Annotated in this window: 15 protein-coding genes; 6 read left to right on the top strand and 9 right to left on the bottom strand. The window is 48.4% G+C overall.

Features of this window, described 5'->3' with window-relative positions:
• Nucleotides 1–24 precede the first annotated feature (24 nt).
• The 5 genes from parE to LMJ53_RS13265 are packed head-to-tail and all read right to left on the bottom strand — an operon-like array spanning nucleotide 25 to nucleotide 4,333.
• The gene (parE, locus tag LMJ53_RS13285; protein ID WP_229587189.1) at nucleotides 25–1,917 is read right to left on the bottom strand and encodes a DNA topoisomerase IV subunit B; all 1,893 of its coding nucleotides are present in this window, start codon (nucleotides 1,915–1,917) and stop codon (nucleotides 25–27) included.
• Nucleotides 1,914–2,504: a YqiA/YcfP family alpha/beta fold hydrolase gene (locus tag LMJ53_RS13280; protein WP_229587181.1), complete on the bottom strand. Its 591-nt coding sequence runs from the start codon at nucleotides 2,502–2,504 to the stop codon at nucleotides 1,914–1,916. Before LMJ53_RS13280 ends, parE begins: the two co-directional genes overlap by 4 nt.
• Complete coding sequence (locus LMJ53_RS13275) at nucleotides 2,504–3,262, bottom strand: metallophosphoesterase family protein (protein WP_229587179.1); 759 nt, start codon at nucleotides 3,260–3,262, stop codon at nucleotides 2,504–2,506. Before LMJ53_RS13275 ends, LMJ53_RS13280 begins: the two co-directional genes overlap by 1 nt.
• Nucleotides 3,262–3,696, bottom strand: coding sequence for a DUF1249 domain-containing protein (locus LMJ53_RS13270; RefSeq protein WP_229587177.1), 435 nt, complete (start codon nucleotides 3,694–3,696; stop codon nucleotides 3,262–3,264). Before LMJ53_RS13270 ends, LMJ53_RS13275 begins: the two co-directional genes overlap by 1 nt.
• Nucleotides 3,689–4,333, bottom strand: a complete 645-nt coding sequence (locus tag LMJ53_RS13265) for an NUDIX domain-containing protein (protein WP_229587147.1) — start codon at nucleotides 4,331–4,333, stop codon at nucleotides 3,689–3,691. The genes LMJ53_RS13270 and LMJ53_RS13265 overlap by 8 nt, the downstream gene beginning before the upstream one ends.
• A gap of 116 nt (nucleotides 4,334–4,449) precedes the next feature.
• On the opposite strand from LMJ53_RS13265, the gene tolC reads away from it, so the two are divergent.
• The 3 genes from tolC (at nucleotide 4,450) to LMJ53_RS13250 (ending at nucleotide 7,393) form a co-directional block, all read left to right on the top strand.
• Nucleotides 4,450–5,745: an outer membrane channel protein TolC gene (gene tolC, locus LMJ53_RS13260; RefSeq protein ID WP_229587145.1), complete on the top strand. Its 1,296-nt coding sequence runs from the start codon at nucleotides 4,450–4,452 to the stop codon at nucleotides 5,743–5,745.
• Between the two features lie 123 nt (nucleotides 5,746–5,868).
• Nucleotides 5,869–6,795 carry an LpxL/LpxP family Kdo(2)-lipid IV(A) lauroyl/palmitoleoyl acyltransferase gene (lpxL, locus tag LMJ53_RS13255; RefSeq protein ID WP_229587135.1) on the top strand — a complete coding sequence of 309 codons (927 nt, stop codon included), beginning with the start codon at nucleotides 5,869–5,871 and terminating at the stop codon, nucleotides 6,793–6,795.
• Nucleotides 6,796–6,808: 13 nt separating this feature from the next.
• On the top strand, nucleotides 6,809–7,393 hold the full coding sequence (locus LMJ53_RS13250; protein WP_229587125.1) for a TcpQ domain-containing protein: 585 nt from the start codon (nucleotides 6,809–6,811) through the stop codon (nucleotides 7,391–7,393).
• Here the strand turns inward: LMJ53_RS13250 and glnE are convergent.
• Together glnE and LMJ53_RS13240 are read right to left on the bottom strand one after the other, a co-directional pair.
• Nucleotides 7,390–10,206, bottom strand: a complete 2,817-nt coding sequence (gene glnE / locus LMJ53_RS13245; protein ID WP_229587123.1) for a bifunctional [glutamate--ammonia ligase]-adenylyl-L-tyrosine phosphorylase/[glutamate--ammonia-ligase] adenylyltransferase — start codon at nucleotides 10,204–10,206, stop codon at nucleotides 7,390–7,392. The two genes, LMJ53_RS13250 and glnE, sit on opposite strands and share 4 nt — an antisense overlap.
• A 15-nt stretch (nucleotides 10,207–10,221) precedes the next feature.
• Nucleotides 10,222–11,136, bottom strand: coding sequence for an inorganic triphosphatase (locus LMJ53_RS13240; RefSeq protein ID WP_229587121.1), 915 nt, complete (start codon nucleotides 11,134–11,136; stop codon nucleotides 10,222–10,224).
• A 121-nt stretch (nucleotides 11,137–11,257) separates the two neighbouring features.
• On the opposite strand from LMJ53_RS13240, the gene LMJ53_RS13235 reads away from it, so the two are divergent.
• On the top strand, nucleotides 11,258–11,857 hold the full coding sequence (locus tag LMJ53_RS13235) for a TIGR04211 family SH3 domain-containing protein (protein WP_229587119.1): 600 nt from the start codon (nucleotides 11,258–11,260) through the stop codon (nucleotides 11,855–11,857).
• 13 nt (nucleotides 11,858–11,870) lie between these two features.
• Here the strand turns inward: LMJ53_RS13235 and LMJ53_RS13230 are convergent, their stop codons facing one another.
• Complete coding sequence (locus LMJ53_RS13230; protein WP_226751731.1) at nucleotides 11,871–12,380, bottom strand: Lrp/AsnC ligand binding domain-containing protein; 510 nt, start codon at nucleotides 12,378–12,380, stop codon at nucleotides 11,871–11,873.
• A 183-nt stretch (nucleotides 12,381–12,563) separates the two neighbouring features.
• On the opposite strand from LMJ53_RS13230, the gene putA reads away from it, so the two are divergent.
• Nucleotides 12,564–16,340: a bifunctional proline dehydrogenase/L-glutamate gamma-semialdehyde dehydrogenase PutA gene (putA, locus tag LMJ53_RS13225; RefSeq protein ID WP_229587113.1), complete on the top strand. Its 3,777-nt coding sequence runs from the start codon at nucleotides 12,564–12,566 to the stop codon at nucleotides 16,338–16,340.
• 118 nt (nucleotides 16,341–16,458) lie between these two features.
• A complete protein-coding gene (locus LMJ53_RS13220) occupies nucleotides 16,459–17,583 on the top strand; it encodes an HD-GYP domain-containing protein (protein ID WP_229587111.1) in 1,125 nt (374 codons plus the stop codon).
• 1 nt (nucleotide 17,584) lies between these two features.
• On the opposite strand, the gene LMJ53_RS13215 is transcribed toward LMJ53_RS13220, so the two are convergent.
• Nucleotides 17,585–18,295: a general secretion pathway protein GspB gene (locus tag LMJ53_RS13215; protein ID WP_229587108.1), complete on the bottom strand. Its 711-nt coding sequence runs from the start codon at nucleotides 18,293–18,295 to the stop codon at nucleotides 17,585–17,587.
• Nucleotides 18,296–18,297: the final 2 nt, after the last annotated feature.

The following is an 18,297-nucleotide window of genomic DNA, read 5'->3' as shown; positions in this document are numbered from 1 at the left end:
ATAAATGCTTTAGCCGTGCCTAGATTAAGCGATGATGGCTCTATCACCTTTTAATTCCAGCCAATCACGCCGATCGGTAGCACGTTTTTTCGCCAACAGCATATCCATCAATTCCATCGTTTGCGCCGCGTCGTCTATAGTCAGTTGTACTAGACGCCGGGTGTTCGGATCCATTGTCGTTTCACGCAGTTGCAGCGGGTTCATTTCACCTAAGCCTTTAAAACGTTGCACATTAACTTTGCCGCGTTTCTTTTCCGCTTCGATACGATCGAGAATACCATTTTTCTCTTCTTCATCAAGCGCATAGTACACATCTTTGCCAATGTCTATTCGATACAATGGCGGCATGGCAACATAAACATGGCCCTGCTCAACTAGATGGCGGAAATGCCGCATAAACAAAGCACACAGCAAGGTGGCAATGTGCAGACCATCCGAGTCGGCATCTGCTAGGATACATACCTTGCCATAACGCAAACTGGATAAGTCTAACGAATCAGGATCGATACCAATGGCCACGGAGATATCATGAACTTCTTGTGAAGCCAAGATTTGCCCAGATTCTACTTCCCAGGTATTTAAAATTTTACCGCGCAGTGGCATTACGGCTTGAAACTCCCGATCTCGCGCTTGTTTAGCCGAGCCACCCGCCGAGTCACCCTCGACTAAAAAGAGTTCGGTGCGGGCTAAGTCTTGTGCCGAGCAATCGGCTAACTTACCGGGTAAAGCGGGCCCTGACGTCACTTTTTTACGAATGACTTTTTTCGCAGCCCGTAGCCGCTTTTGGGCATTGTTAATACAAAAATCGGCTAAGGCTAAAGCCACATCGGTTTGCTCGTTTAACCACAAGCTAAAGGCATCTTTGACAATACCACTGACAAAAGCCGCCGATTGCCGTGACGATAAACGCTCTTTTGTTTGGCCAGCAAACTGCGGATCTTGCATTTTCAATGACATCACGTAAGCGCAGCGATCCCAGACATCTTCCGCTGATAGCTTTATGCCTCGTGGCAACAAATTGCGGTATTCGCAGAAGTCTCGCATGGCTTCTAACAACCCCTGGCGCAAGCCATTAACGTGCGTACCGCCCATCGCCGTTGGAATTAAATTCACATAGCTTTCGGTGGTTAGCTCCCCCCCTTCCGGCAGCCATAATAACGCCCACTCTACCGCTTCGGTACTGGCGGTAAATTGCCCGACAAACGGCTGCTCAGGTAAGGCAATAAAATGCTGTACGGCTTCGGCGAGATAGTCGCGAATACCGGCTTCATAACACCATTGATATTGTTGCTGGTTAACTTTGTCATCAAACTTTACGGTTAAACCAGGGCACAATACGGCCTTGGCTTTTAATACATGTAACAAACGACTCACTGAAAACTTGGGCGAATCAAAATAAGAGGCGGTGGGCCAAAACCGAACGCGTGTACCGGTATTGCGCTTACCTACGGTGCCACTAACGGCTAACTCTGCCACCTTGTTACCATGTTCAAAGGCGATATCGTAAACCTGACCATCGCGGCGAATACTCACATCCACTCGGCTCGATAAGGCGTTAACAACAGAAATACCAACACCGTGTAAACCACCGGAGAATTGGTAGTTTTTGTTAGAGAATTTGCCACCCGCATGCAGCCGGCACATAATCAATTCTACGCCCGACACCCCTTCTTCAGGGTGAATATCCACCGGCATGCCTCGACCATTATCGATAACTTCAATCGATTGATCATCATGCAAAATCACCTGCACTAAATCGGCGTGGCCGGCTAACGCCTCATCCACGCTGTTATCAATCACTTCTTGCGCTAAATGATTTGGCCGAGTGGTGTCGGTATACATACCTGGACGGCGCTGCACCGGCTCTAAACCGGTGAGAACCTCAATCGATTCGGCATTATAAAGTTGTTCAGTCATACTGTAATTTGGCTTCCCGTTTCCTGAGGTTGCAGACAAAAATCGGCAATGTGTGGCAGATAATCTTGATAACCAACAAAGCTATGATCACCACCTGTAACTAGCTGAACCTGTGCGCCCTGATAATAATCCACGGCCAAACGATAATCTAACACCTCATCACCGCTTTGCAAAAGGACTAAATAGCGACTGGGCTGTTGCAACTGCATCGGCATCAAGGCTTCGAGCTGTTGCATATGCTGCGCTTGTACCTGATAACGCTGTTGTAACACCGGGTGTTCGTACTCACCCAAAAATTGGTTTAATACCCGATGCGGTGCCACAGCCGGGTTGATCACGCAGGCGCGACAGCCGATACGCTCGGCCAGTACCGTGGCTAAAAACCCACCCAGCGAGCTGCCAATAATGGCTGTTGGCGGTTGCACTATGGCTTGCTCTAATACCTGCATCGCCGCATCGGGCGTGTAAGGTAAATCTAGCGCTTGAAAATGCACATTCGGTAATGCCGCAAAGTAAGCTTGGGTTTGCACCGCCTTGGTCGAAAGACTGGAACTGGCAAAACCGTGTAAATATAAAATTCGTTGCATTAAAGCCTCTTAAACTGCCAACTGACCTGACCTGCCGCAGCAAAATACCATTCGCACCATTGTGGTCCGGCATTAACGGTTTGCCAGTCATCGCTTGCTAAAAACTGCACCGAACTGGCTGGGCAACCCACAATATCAATGCCCTGCGCCACCTTGTGGTAGGCCAGATGCGCATGACCATGCGCCAGCCCTTTAATTTTGGGTTCGCGCAGTAACCAGGGCCAAAAGGTCTGTTGATCGCGCAAACCATGTTTATCGATAAAACAGCCCAATGGCTGAGGGTGGTGATGACAAAACAACCAAAACTGTTTGGCCTGACTTTTTGCAAACTGCTGGGCTAAAGCGCTTTGCCGATCCTCGGCAAACTCACCGGCAGGTGTCGCGCCCTTGGTATTTAACAAAAACAGCTGCCACTCGCCTAAGCTTAAACTTTCTGCCCTTTGAAACGGTGGCTGTTGTTGCAGCTGAGCTAACATAGCCAAATCATCATGATTACCGGGTAATACGAACACAGGGCAGCTTAGCTCTTGGCAAAGTTGTGCCAATAATTGATAACTGCCCAAGGTGTGATCTTGGGTGAGATCGCCGGTTAAAATGAGTGCGTCGGGTGGCGACAGTTGTAATTGCGCTAAAATCGCTTGTAAGTGCACCGCCGGTTGGCAATCACGATATATGCCATCGTGTTCTGCCAATAAATGACAATCGGTAATTTGCACTAAACGATAGGCCGCTTTTGCTGGGAAGACATAGTTGAGCATTAACCTGACACCGCCGAATGCTGCCGAGTACCGCGCCGCGCACATAAGTTTAACCAATCGCGCAGTAACATATTAATTTGTCGTTTTTCATCAGGCTGCGACATGGTGGCATTCGGATAAGGATACACACCAATAAAACGCCATTGCTGCTGCGCTCGCACCACTTCGGCTAACCGCGCATCATGGTACAGCTGCACATCAAAACTGGGTTGAAAATAAACATGATCGGCACTGCTCAACTCTATTTTCACCCGCGTGGTAAAGCGCGCAACCTCAAGTACCGTTATGCAATAAATATCCTGCTCACCCAGCGCGATAAATAATTGCTCGCCAAGTTGCGGCGTTTCGGGCAATAACGGCAGCAGTGCGGCATAGTTGCGTTCACACAAACTTAAAAAGTCGGGTAACTGCGGTACATAAACCGATTTATGCAAGGCGTTCACCCCAGCGTTGCTGCACATCGCTTAAATGCAGCGCTAACCATTGTAAGCCAATCACTGTCGCAGCATTGTTAATGTGCCCTGTCGCTAATAATTGCATGGCCGTTTGCCGTGGCATAACGTGCATTTTAATGTCCTCATGTTCAGCATCGAGCCCAAATAAACCGCCAGTAACGGGTTGTGTTAACCGGGCTAAATACAAATGGATTTTCTCTGTGGTGCCACCGGGGCTCGAAAAATAATTTAACATTGGCCAAAGCTCGCTTAAGGTTAAGCCCGCTTCTTCTTTCGCTTCACGAATAGCGGTTTGCTCTGCCGTTTGGCCGTCGTCAATCATTCCAGCAATAGATTCCAGTAACCACGGGCTTTGACCTTGATCGACCACGCCCACGCGGAACTGCTCAACCAACACCACTTCATCGGTTTGTGGATTATAAGGTAAGACTATCACAGCCTGTCCGCGCTCGAAAACTTCTCTAGTCATGGGCTGGCTCCAACCGCCTGCAAACAGCTTATGTCGCAGTTGCCAACGCTCAATCCGAAAAAAGCCCTGAAAAACCGTGGTTTTGTCGAGAATTTCCAGATCTTCTGCTTGAAAAGAAGGATACTGTTCTATCTTGAATTGCGACATGGTTGCCCTCACATTTTGTTACACTCTACCGGGTAACTTTACGGTTTAAACGTTACCTAGTTTACTTTAACAGGTTATCATTTGGGCAGTTTCCTTATTCAGCCAGGATTTATTACATGAAAAAGACGTTATTAAGCACTCTAGTGCTGTCATCGCTGAGTTTTTTTAGCCTACAACTACAGGCTGATGACTTAAAAGCGGTGTATCAGCTTGCTACCCAAAAGGATCCGGTTGTGCAACGTGCTGCCGCTAACCGCGATGCCGCTACCGCGCGTATTGATATCTCTAAAGCCCGTTTACTGCCTAGCGTTAGCTTTGGCGCTGAAATTGGTCGTTCTTCTAACGATGATTTACGCTTCGGTGGCAGTAACAGCATCGGTGCCAGCGTTACCGCGCGGCAAAGCCTGTTTGATTGGTTTGATTGGCAAAGTTTGCCACGCGCAGAAAAAGTGGCGCTGCAAAGCCAAACCATTTACAACGCTGAAGTGCAAGGCCTGATCTTACGCGTAACGTCAGCTTATTTTGACGTGTTAAAAGCCAAAGATAACTTAACGTTCGTGGCTGCAGAAAAACGCTCTGTAGAACGCCAGTTAGAGCAAACCAAACAACGTTTTGCGGTAGGCTTAACGGCGATCACCGATGTGCATGAAGCTCAAGCTCAATATGACAGCGTGGTTGCGCGTGAAATCAGCAGTGAAAACAACCTAGAAAATGCCCGTGAAGCCCTGCGCGAAATCACGGGTCAGTATCATGCTGAAGTAGCCATGTTAAATACCGACAAATTTTCTACCTCACGGCCGCAGCCTGCTGCAGCCAATGAGTGGGTTGGCATTGCTGAGCAAAACAACTTGGTCTTACAAGCCCAGCGCATTTCGTTAGATGTGGCTGAAATTGATATTGATTTAGCGAAAGCGGGTCATTTACCCACCGTTGATGCGATTGCCAATTTAGGTGTATCTAAAACATCAGGCTTTGATCGCTTTGACAACAGCTCAATCAGCATTAGCCTTTCTGTACCGATTTACAGCGGCGGTGCTATTGATGCAAACGTGCGTGTGGCACAAGCTAGCTATGTTGAAGTCAGCCAAGCTTTAGAACAAAGCTATCGCTCTGTGGTTCGACAAGTGCGTAGCTCATTTAACGATGTCAATTCGCAAATGTCTGTGATCCGTGCTTTAGAACAAGCGGTTATTTCAGCACAAAGCGCCTTACAAGCAACCGAAGCCGGTTTTGAAGTGGGTACCCGAACTATCGTTGATGTCTTACTCAGCACCCGTAACTTGTTTGATGCACAACGTAACCTATCAGGTGCGCGTTATGATTACATCCTAGCGCAGTTACAGCTCAAACAAGCTGCCGGTAACTTAACAGAAGAAGACCTGTTAGCCATTAACAACGCACTGACGATGTAAATCTGTTGAGGTATACCGCGCGTCGGTATACCTCGTCTTTTCGTATGCTCCTACCAGTTTCACCTTTCCTGCTGCGATTTTTTCGATACAATACCGACAGTTTGTTTTTTTCGGATATCAATTTTGGTTAAGTCTCCTCAGTTTAGTTGGCGTTTTTTATTGCCGCGTTATTGGCTGTTATGGATCGGTGTCGGCTTAATGTACCTTATCAGCTGGTTACCCTACCGTGTGCTGATGACCCTAGGCGCAGCCTTAGGAAAGTTATTATTTAAAGCCTTAAAATCCCGTCAAAAAATTGCTAGACGAAATCTCGAGCTTTGTTTTCCAGAGAAAAGCGCGGCTGAGCGTGAAGCCTTGTTATGGCGCAATGCCGAAGAAAGCGGCAAAGCCATGTTTGAAACAGTAATTGGCTGGTGGTGGCCGGATTGGCGGGTTCGTCGCTTAGCACATATTACCGGTTACGAGCATATCCAGCAGGCGGTCGCCAGCGGCAAGGGTATTTTATTGCTGGCGGGGCATTTTCTACACTTAGAGGCGGCTGGGCGAGTGATTGGCTTAACCCACCCCAGTATTGGTTTTTATCGTCCGAACAATAATCCGCTAATGGATTATCTGCAGTACCACGGTCGCATCCGCAGCAATAAATATATGATTGGCAAGCGGGATGTCAAAGGCTTGATCCAAGCGCTAAATCAGCAAGAAGTGTGTTTTTATCTTCCTGATCAAGATTACGGCCGCAGTCGGGCTGAGTTTGTTCCTTTTTTTGCGGTGGCAGATACCGCCACCACCACCGGCACCTTACTTTTTGCCAATGCGGCAAACTGCGTGGTGATCCCGATCTATACTTATCGTTTACCTGATTATCGCGGCTATCAAATTGATATACTGCCGGCGTTTGATCATTTTCCCAGTGGCGATGATCGCGCCGATGTAACCCGCGTTAATCAGTGGGTTGAGCAAGCCGTATTAAAAAACCCCGAACAGTATATGTGGCTGCATCGGCGGTTTAAAACCCGACCGGATGCTGAAGCACCGTCATTATATGACTAGGACGTTATAACCCATGAAGATTTTATTACAGCTGCTAGTGGGGATCTTGGTCATTGGCCTAGTGTTTTTGCTCGTCACTAAACCTGAGCTATTGTTTGATCCAACTAAAAAGAATGCCGCCGCCGAGGGCTTTAGCCGTTTTTATTCGGATTATCGCACCAGCCTGCAAAAAACCCGCGATGCCAGCGATTTTATTATTACCATTCCGGATACGAGCGATGAATTGGTCTTGCGTTTACGTCGACGCGAATTGCAAGTAGCCGCACCGGCGGCCGCAACCTGGCGTGGCCAACAGATCCGTCGGCGTTTTGAAGCCGGAAAAACCATTAAGCAGGTGTTGCAAGATTATGCTGATCAAGAGCAAATGCAGCTATTTTGGGCGTTACCGCGCGACTACGTTGTCAAAGAGTACTTTGTCACAAACGGCAGCTTAGTCGAAGCATTACAGGAAATGACGGTGACCATCAGCCCGGATTTTAAGCAGCCTATTTTTGGCTTTTTTTGTCCTAATGCCCGGGCTTTAGTGGTGACCTATTTAACCGATCCGTTTTTCCAACAAAACTGTGTAGCGACCGGCCCTAACCCTTACCAGCTTTAAGCTGTTGGCGCATTGGCAAACCAATGCTGCCAACTTTGCTGTACCTGCGCGCGATGCTGCGCCAAGCCGCTATCTACATTCACCGTAGCAGGCGCAAGTGTATGCCGATGCCCTGCGCCACGTAATACCTGATACGCCTCGGCTAAAGCCGTGGCTTCCGCTTCTGGCAGTAAACCACTGGCCGCCGCGGCCGCTAAGATACGAATATTATCGGTGAATTCAAACAGCGCCGGATAGTCTTTACTATAAGCTAACACCAAATACTGGCTGAGAAATTCCAGATCAACAATACCGCCAACACTGTGTTTTACATCATTCGTCGCGACACCATGATGCTCACGCAACTTAGCACGCATCTGCAGCACATCTTGGGTTAATTGCGCAGGATCGCGCGCTAAAGTTAAAATGTGTTGCCGGATCTGGCTGAATTGGGATCGCAGATCCGCCGAGCCTAAGATCATCCGCGCCCGGACTAAAGCTTGGTGCTCCCACGTCCAGGCATCCTGCTGTAAATACTGCTGATAGGTGTCGATATGAATAGCTAACAAGCCAGAATTACCGGAAGGCCTTAAGCGCGTATCAATCTCGTACAGCACGCCACTGTTGGTGCGCGTGGTACTTAAATGTAGAATGCGCTGCACAAGTTTTAAGTAAAATTGCAACGAATCGATGCTACGATCGCCGGAGGTGCCTTCTTGGCTGCGGCATTGATGCAAGAATACCAGATCAAGATCCGAGCCATAACCCAGCTCTAAACCGCCGAGCTTACCATAGCCAATCACCGCAAAACCTTTATCCTGATCGCTGGCTCCCGCCGGTAAACCATAACGAGCCACCATTTGTTGCCACGCTAAATTCACCAGCTGTTCAACAATCACTTCGGCTAACCAGGTTAAGTGATCGCTCACTTTCATCAAGGGCAAAGCCCCCGAAATATCAGCTGCGGCAATACGTAGCTGCTGTGCCTGTTTAAATTGTCGCAAGGTTTCCATTAATAACTCTAAGTCATCTTCCGGCACCCGCAATAAATATAAGCGTAAGCGATCACGATAGTCATCAATGGTGGCCACCTGATACAACTGGCTCGGATCAATCAATTCGTCCAGCAGCATCGGATAACGGGCCAGTTGCTCGGCCAGCCAACCGCTTTGCGAGCAAAGCAGCACCAACTGCTGCATCGCAGGCGGATTTTCAAAAAGTAATTCTAAATAGGCGGTGCGGGTGACGATTTTACTAAATACACCAAGGATCCGACTTAAAATGGTATTAGAAGCCTGTTGATGCTGTAACCAATGCAACAGTTGTGGCATCAGCTTGGCTAAATATTCACGGCCACGCGGGCCCACTGAGCGGCGTTGACAATCTAATTTAAACTGCTGTAATTGTTCGAGCAGTGCGGTTGCCTCAGCCATATCTAACCAATCAACTTGCTCGGCTAAGTCCGGGCCCACACTGTCACTGTCCCACAATAAGCGCCCAAGGCTTAACTCTTGCGATTCCAAGTTTTCTTCTGGCTCAATCACCAATTTAAAATACTGATGAATACGCTGCATAGCCGCTTCAATGTCTGCCTGCAAACTGGCCCAATCGGTTCGCCCTAAACACGCTAATAACTGCTGTTGACCCATCGCCTCGGCCGGTAAGGTTTGTGTTTGTTTATCGTCAATACCTTGCAGGCCTTGTTCTACTTGACGCAGCCACAGATAGTCTTGCTGCAAAACGGCAGCATGCTCGGCACTCAGCAACTCGTGCTCTTGCAGTAAAGGCAACACCTTTAACAGCGATTGTTGCTGTAATTGTGGAATACGCCCACCACGAATTAACTGCAAGGTTTGCACAATAAATTCCACTTCGCGGATCCCGCCTGCGCCAAGCTTAATGTTATCGCGCCGATTGCGCCGACGATTCTCTTGTTCAATTAACTGTTTCATCCGCCGCAGCGATTCAATCGCGGAGAAGTCGATATAACGCCGATAAATAAAGGGTTTTAATAAGGCTTGTAACTCAGGCGCGTAACGCTTATCGGGGTTAAGTACGCGCGCTTTTAACATGGCGTAACGTTCCCATTCACGCCCTTGTTCTTGATAGTAATCTTCCAGCGCTGCAAAACTGAGTACCAGCGGCCCGCTATCGCCAAAAGGCCGCAAACGCATATCCACACGATAGCAAAACCCATCAGCCGTCACCTGATGTAAGGCGGCAATCAGCTTTTGCCCGACCTTAGTGAAAAACTGTTGATGCTCTAACGGCCGACGGCCGCCCACCGTTTCGCCGTTACTGGGATAAGTAAATATCAAATCGATATCAGATGAAAAGTTCAGCTCACCACCACCCAACTTACCCATGCCTAAGATCAGTAACGGCATGGGCTCGCCCTGTTCATCTAAAGGCTGACCACTACTGAGGCTTTGCTGCTGATAAGCCCATTGATAGGCGCTGTTAATCAAGGTATTCGCTAATTGCGATACCGACGTCAGGCTGGCGGCAATCGGTTGTAATTCAAAAATATCCGCCGCCATAATCAAGCATAAACTGGCATTTCGATAACGACGTAACGCAGAAAATACGTCGCTTTCAGCCGTTGAAGTGATGGCAGTTAAGGGATCATAAAAACCAGCGGCTAAATGCTGCTGTAAACGTTCATTATCACAACAGAGCGCCAGCAACTGCGGCTGTTGCCTGAGCGTGCGGCCAATAAAAGTACTAGACTGTAACAGACGAGTAAGCTTAGCCAACGTGGCCGCGTCCAATTGCGGTGATAAGGCTTCAAAATCGGCTTGCCAATAGCTACCCTGCGCCTGTGATGCGGTCATGTTGTACTCCTTTGCTTAAACGTCTTGTAACAGTAAAGCGGATACCTTTAATAACAGCAGATGATACGCCTGACTGTTAAAGACTAAAGCACCGCTTTCTGCCAACTCTCTGGCCGCAGTGCGGGCCTGACTGGACAAGAGTTGTTGCCCTTCATCGGTTAATTGATGTGCAAGTTGCTGTAACGCGTCTTCGACCTCGCTCAACAAATCAGGCGCTAACTCTTGCAAATAGCAGTTTTCTAATTGCTGTAAACGCTGCAAATACACCAGTAGCGGTTGTGCAGCTTGTTGGGCAGCTAACGGCTTGGGTCTGGCAGTGGTTTTGTTATGGAACAGTTGATAACCGCGGGCGGCTTTACTAAGCCAACCGGTGCGCAATGGCAAGGCTTTTAATAAGAATTCGGCCAGTTCAAACAAGGCTTGTGGCCGCCCTGAAAGTAACTCCAGCTCCATTTCCGAAATCGCTTGGCGCCGCTCCCCGGCTCGCACTTCGCCATTATCGTAGACCACTTCAATTTCAGCATCCGGCAGTTGTACCACCCAGCTACTGCGCTGAAAGTCAGTACGAAATAGCTCAACCAGCTGTGTTTGCAGTGCGCTAATATCTGTGTCTGCGGGCCACACTTCAGCAGGAAACTGGTCAAGCTGCGGTATCACGCCGTGACAAGGTACATTGTATTCTGGGCGAATTTGCAAGGCGCCATGTTGTTGCCCCGCTAGCTTTAAGGTTTGCTCAAAACGCCCTAACTTTAAGCGCGAGCGCAATCCCATATCATGTTGCCGAAACCAATGCTCTGCCGTATCAAAGTAGGCATTTAACAGTGATTGCGGTTCAGTTGTACGTAAAATGGGATAAAGCTGTAACAGATCCGGCAGTAACGCGGCATCTGCAGCACTGATTAAATACTTAAGTTCAAGTTCCAGACTCATTACCACTCTCCGACAGCGAACTGGCCTTACGGCTATTAGTCCTTGTCAATTGCCACACAACTGCCTATCATCGCCGATATTGTTATATGACATCTGTTTTAAATTAAGTCTCAGGATACCTATGTTTAGATTATTTCGCAGCTCTGTTCGTTCGTTATTTTTACTCAGTCTTTTGCTATGCGGGTTACCGGCACAAAGCCAAACTGAGCAAAAACCGGCTTTTATCAGCGATGCCTTAGTGGTGTACTTGCACTCTGGGCCGGGTAATCAATATCGTATCGTCGGCACGTTAGCGGCCGGTAGCAGCGTGGTATTCCTGTCTGAAGACAATGATTATGCGCAAATTCAGTATGAAGAAGATAAAACCGCTTGGTTGCCAAAAGAGCATCTGACGTTTACGCCCGGTTTAAATGCCCAACTGAGTGAATTAACGGCCACTTTTCAAGAGCAAAGCTCGCGCTTAAATAGCCTTGAGCAAGGTGCCAGCCAACTGCAAGCCACTTTAGATCAAGTGACACTCGAGCGTGATTTAGCCGTACAAGAATTAGAACAACTACGACGTAATAACGAGCGTTTAACCACCGAACTGAATGCCACCCAAGCGAGCTTTTGGCAGCAGCCAATGACCATTGGTGGTGTGATTTTAACCTTCGGTTTAGTATTCGGTTTATTGTTACCCAAATTAATTCCAAGCCGTCGCAACAGCGACCGTTGGATGTAACACGCCAACGCCCCTATTGTGGGGGCGTACTGGCATCAGCATGCGTTTTCAAGGGTAAACCACGGTCGTTTTTCACTTGCTCAATCACCACATAGGTGTGGGTTTGCGCTACGCCGGGTAAATCGACTATCTTGGCAAGGATCTGCCGGTAAGCTTCCATCGTCGGTAATCGCAGTTTCAGTAAATAATCAAAGCCTCCAGCCACCATATGACACTCTGCCACTTCCGGGATCTGCACCACGGCATCGCGAAACTTATCAAACACATCACTGGTGGTTCTATCTAACGTTACTTGTATAAAAGCCGCGGTGCCATAACCTAACTTGCCACTATTCAGCCTTGCGCCATAACCTTCAATAAACCCCTCTTTTTCAAGACGTTTTACTCTATCAATACAAGGGCTAGCACTTAAATTGACTTTTTTGGCTAAGTCAACATTGGCAATTCGACCTTCTTTTTGCAACGTATCGAGAATACTGATGTCAATACGATCAAGTGCTTTCGCTTTGGGGTTCGAGTTCATAGCAGTATTTTCTTGGGTATTTGATATTGTTGACAGAATTATATACGGTTAAACCGCAAAAATAACCACCCTATGCTGTGGTCTTTTCTCTAAAATGCCGCTGATAACAATAAAGCCAAAGGCATGTTCGTGCGGGTCATTAATGACAACGCAAATTCACGTATCGACAATCAGGATAATTCTATGCTGTTTAATGGTTCTTTGGTCACCACAGACCCTATCCGCCAACTCATTCGCGATTATTACCGCGCCGATGAAGATGACGTTCTAGACTTTTTGTTGCCACTGGCAGAAGTGGATGCGAAAACACGCAGTCGGGCTTGGGAGCGTGCACGGCAACTGGTTTTATATATTCGCCAAGCGCAGGTGGGTAAAGGCGGAGTTGATGCCCTATTAAACGAGTTTTCACTGTCGACAGAGGAAGGCTTGGTGTTAATGTGCCTAGCCGAAGCCTTGCTGCGTGTGCCTGACAGCCTAACAGCCGATCGACTGATCCGCGATAAATTATCGCAAGGCGATTGGAGTGCTCACCTGGGCAACAGCAGCTCATTATTTGTTAACGTTTCAAGCTGGGGCTTATTGGTCACAGGTAAATTAGTTAATTATTCTGATGACGAGAAAAAACAACAATTTGGTTTGCTCAAGCGTACCTGTGGTCGCTTAGGCGAGCCAGTGATCCGCCAAGCCGTGCGCTATGCCATGCAAATTATGGGTACGCAATTTGTCTTGGGTACCACCATTGATAAGGCACTAGAACGTGCTAACGTCATGGAAGCCAAAGGGTTTAGTTATTCTTACGATATGCTGGGCGAAGGCGCCCGTACCATGGCCGATGCTGATCGCTATTTTGAGGCTTATTTAACGGCCATTGAAGCTATTGGTAAAGCAGCCAAAGGTCGTGGCCCCATTGTTAGCCCGGGTATCTCGGTAAAATTATCTGCTATTCACCCACGCTATGAATTTAGCCATTTAGATCGGGTGCATGCCGAATTAGTGCCGCGCTTAAAACAACTGGCGTTAGCCGCTAAAAAATACGATATCGGCTTTACCGTGGATGCGGAAGAAGCTGACCGCTTAGACATGTCGTTAGATGTGATTGCCAAAGTGTTTAGCGACCCCGATCTGGATGGTTGGGAAGGCTTTGGTTTAGCCGTACAAGCCTATCAAAAACGCGGCTTTTATGTCATTGAATGGCTGCGCGAGCTAACGGTTAAAGTTGGCCGTAAAATGATGGTGCGCTTAGTAAAAGGTGCCTATTGGGATACTGAAATTAAGTTATCGCAAGTAGAAGGTTTAGCCGACTTCCCAGTATTTAGCCGCAAACCGGCTACCGATGTCTCTTATCAAGCTTGTGCCAAAAAGCTGCTCAGTTATCGTGACAGTATTTACCCGCAATTTGCCACGCACAATGCCTATACCGTCGCCACCATTATTGAAATGGCAGGTGATCTGACTGGCTTTGAATTCCAACGTCTGCACGGTATGGGTGATGCACTTTATGATTTGATTGTCGAAAATGAAAAGATCCCGTGCCGCATCTATGCCCCAGTTGGCGAACACTCTGACTTATTAGCCTATCTGGTGCGTCGTTTATTGGAAAACGGTGCCAACAGCTCTTTTGTTAACAACATTATTGATGATTCTATACCGGTTGAATCCTTACTGCATGACCCGGTAGAAATCGTCAAAGGTTGGCAAAGTAAACGTAACCCAGGCATTCCACTGCCCATCGCCTTATTTGGCCACAGCCGCAATAACTCGCGGGGTTTAGATCTCACCGACATCAACCAGCTGACGCCGCTAAAACAGAGTATGGAAGAGTGGGAAGACAAACTGCACGTCGTCAGCAGCGACGCGGATGACGTAGCGGTAGTAAACCCGGCCAACTTAAAAGAAGTGATTGGTTACCTGCAATATGCTACCCCTGAAGCCATGCAGCAAATGTTAAGCGATGCCGACGCCGCTTTTGCCAGTTGGGCCGATACGCCGGTTGCGGAGCGCGCCGCCTTGTTACGTCGCTTAGCCGATGCCATGGAAGCACATCAAGATGAATTACTGACCCTCTGCGTTAAAGAAGCCGGTAAAGTGCTGGCCGATGCCGTAGCGGAAGTACGAGAAGCAGTTGATTTTTGTCGTTATTACGCGCATCAAGCTGAGCTGTTGTTCGCTAAACCACAACAAGCCCGTGGCGTGTTCTTATGTATTAGCCCATGGAACTTCCCGCTAGCCATTTTTATCGGCCAAGTGGCCGCCGCTATTGTTGCCGGTAATACTGTTGTTGCCAAACCGGCAGAGCAAACCAGCTTAGTTGCCGTGCGTACGCTCGAGCTGTTAAGTGAATGCGGCATGCCTAAGCATGTGGTGCAGTTGGTCATTGCACCAGGGCGCCAAGTAGGTGAACACATTGTGCCGGATCTGCGTGTGCAAGGTGTGATGTTTACCGGCTCAACAGAAACCGGTTGTTGGATCGCCCGTAAATTAGCTGAGCGCGGCGGTGAACCTGTGCCGCTTATCGCGGAAACAGGCGGTCAAAACTGTATGATTGTCGACTCGACAGCCTTGCCTGAGCAAGTGGTCGATGATGTGATCTCTTCGGGTTTCCAAAGCGCGGGGCAGCGCTGCTCGGCCTTACGGGTGTTGTTCCTGCAAGAAGATGTTGCAGATAAAATTATCACCATGATCAAAGGCGCCATGGCAGAGCTACATGTAGGTGATCCGGCGTGGTTAAGCACCGATTTAGGCCCGGTTATCGATAGCAAAGCACATGAGCGTTTAACCAATCACGTACAGTATTTGCAAGATAAAGCGACGCTGCATTTTGCTTGTCCGATCCCAGCAGAAGGTGAGCATTTCTTCTTTGCACCACACTTATACGAAATTAGCGATCTCACCGTGTTAGAGCGTGAAGTGTTTGGCCCTGTGGTGCATATTATTCGCTTTAAAGCGGAAGAGATTGATAACGTGATCGCGCAAATCAATGCCACCGGCTATGGCCTAACCACCGGTGTGCACAGCCGTATTGATCAGTTAACGCAAAAAGTTCGCCGTGAAATTAAAGCCGGAAATATTTACGTAAACCGTAACATGATCGGTGCCGTGGTTGGTGTGCAACCCTTTGGTGGTCGTGGTTTATCGGGTACCGGCCCCAAAGCCGGTGGCCCACTGTATTTGCAGCGCTTAGTCAAAGATAACCTGAGTGTTGATTGCCCAGCGTTAGATGAGGGTAAAAAAGTGCGTTTGCTGGCAGAAACCACCAGCCGTGCCGTGGCTTATGCCATGCCAGCGGCGAATATTGCGCAGCATAAATGGGCAGCCTTACCCATTAACCAGCGTACATCGGTGTTACGGCAGTTTTTAGCCTCTTTGGCTTCTAACAAGGTTGTCAGTCGACAAGAGCCTGATTTAGAGCAAGTGTTAACCGTGGCCCGCAGCAAGTTACAACGTGTTGAACTGGAGCTGCAACGGCCGATTAATCTGCCGGGGCCGACAGGTGAAAGCAACACTTTAACGTTAGATCCACGCGGGATCTTAGCGTTACTGCGTGATGACACCAGCAGCTTTAGCCATTGGTTATTAAGCATTATTACTGCTTTAGCCGCAGGTAATGCCGTGATCACCGCGGTTGAAGAAGACGATGTTATCGAAGCGGAAGCCTGTATTAAAGCGTTAATTGCTGCCGGTATGCCACAACATCTGTTAGCGGTAGTTCGCTTAGATTGCTTAACGACGTTGTTAGCGCATACCGATCTGGCCGGTGCCGTGATTGAAGTCAGCAGTGCTTTAAAACCGCTGGCAGCAGAACTGATCGCCGCGCGTGAAGGTGCAATACTGCCGTTAATCACCGCGCCTGCCGATGAACGGATGTTACATCGCTTAGTCACTGAAAAAACCATTACCATCAACACCACAGCGGCTGGCGGTAATGCCTCGTTAATGACAATGGCTGAAAACGTCGGTTAACGCGGCAAAATAGAAGCTTGTGCTACTAAAAAAGCCCGCTTAAATGCGGGCTTTTTGCTATGCTAGGAATACGACCTAGTTGAGTCTCATCACTTTTCACGGATGCAAAGATCATTAGATGCCATATCAAAGAGTGTCGATAGCCCAATTACAGCCCGGCAGCTATATTGTCAAAGTGCTGGAGCAAACCGGACAACTGGCCATCAAACATGCTGGCTTTGTCCGCACACGTGAAAGCATCCGCAATTTAAAAAATCAGGGCGTGCTTGTGGTTGCCATTGACCCGAGCAAACAACTGACCCCACGCCCAGTCGAAACAAAACCGCCACCACCTGAAAAAGAGCCCGAAGCATTTCGCGCAGTATTTGCCGAAGAGCAACCTAAAGCCGAGCGCAGTTTAGAGCAAACCAAAAAAACACAGCAGCAGGTGCTAAAAGCCGCCGCCAACGAAGAGCCTATTGATTTGAGCCTGGTACATGAAGTCAGTGCCGGGTTATTTGATTCGGTTAGTCGCAATCCGGATGTTTTGCTGTATCTGACTCGTATCGCCGAAAAAAGCGATATGCTGCTACAACACTCGATTAACTGTGCCGTTTATATGGCCGCTTTCGCCCGTTTTTTAAATTTTCCCAAACACAAAGTCCAAAACCTGATCACGGCAGCCTTGTTACATGATGTGGGTAAAGCGCAACAGCCGATGCTGTTGCAACAACCCGATGCTAACGCCATTAGCACCAGTTTGATGGTGTTGCAGCAAAGCACGGCTTTGGCTGGCGAAGTGTCTTTTTGGATCAGCCAACATTGTGCCTTGTTAGATGGCAGTGGCTCACCGCCGCTCCAAGAGCAACAAATCAGTAATGGTAGCCGTATGCTAACCATCGTTAATATGTATGAGAAATTAAGTAATGTGCAAACCAGCTACGTAAATCCGCTTAATGTGATCCGGCAACTGATGGCGATGGCGCCAGCACAATTGGATAATAGTTTATTACAATTGTTCATTAAATGTATTGGCGTTTACCCGCCGGGTAGCGTGGTACGCTTAACGACTGGGCGGCTAGCCTTAGTACTGGAGAATAATCAGAAAAAGCCGACCTTGCCACGGGTAAAGGTGTTTTACCACAGTGTGCATCAGCATCATCTGCCGCCGCGAGTCATCGATTTATCGCGGCAGCAAGAAGAACAAATAGAAGGCTGTGTTGATTTAAGAAAATATGGTTTAGAAGTGCGTAACTATTTGTAACTCACCACTCGCTTAACGCCCGCATACTAAAAAGTTGTTGACCAAATTCGAGCAACACATATTGCGGTGTAATTTCCCGTAAGCGCACGTCAGCCGTGATCCATTGCCCTTCTTGTAATGATTTACCATTCACTTTCACCCAGCGCTGAGCGGGCTGGGTAGCAAAAACATGGGCTTCAAAACGTAACTTCGGTAATTGCCGCTGTAAAGTGAGATCCAGCATGGCGATATCTTGCGCCGGCGCACTGTGTGTTGTCAGATTATTCGAGGCAGAACGTGGATTACCTGCTGTTTCGGCCAGCGCACTGGCAAAACGCTCACGTAACTCAGCCGAGATTTCCGGATCGTTCACCGGCTCAGCTTGTGGCGTATTCGCTGTCACGGTTACCATCTGTGGCTCAGGCGCAAAACGCTCTGGCTCAGCGGCCGGTTCTGGCTCTGTTGTTGCAACCACCGGTGCTTCAACCGCTTTAGTCTCTAGGGTTTTTGCGATTAACGCTGGGCCTGCGGGTTGCGCCACCTCGGGGATCAGTGCGGCCGGTTGAGTCACATCGCTTGGCGATTGTTTGCTGGCTAACAGCATATAACCGGCTACAAAACCAAGGGTGGTGGCTAAAATTAAGGCAAGGCTAATTGCCACATTGCGCCAAAAGGTGGATGGCACCTGAGGTGCGGGTTGTTGCTGTTTTAACGCATCCATTAAAATGGACATAA

The organism is Rheinheimera sp. UJ51, from assembly GCF_020819615.1.
Taxonomy (GTDB): domain Bacteria; phylum Pseudomonadota; class Gammaproteobacteria; order Enterobacterales; family Alteromonadaceae; genus Alishewanella; species Alishewanella maricola.
Note: the sequence above shows the minus strand (reverse complement) of the source record. Positions and strands in the feature narration are given on the sequence as shown.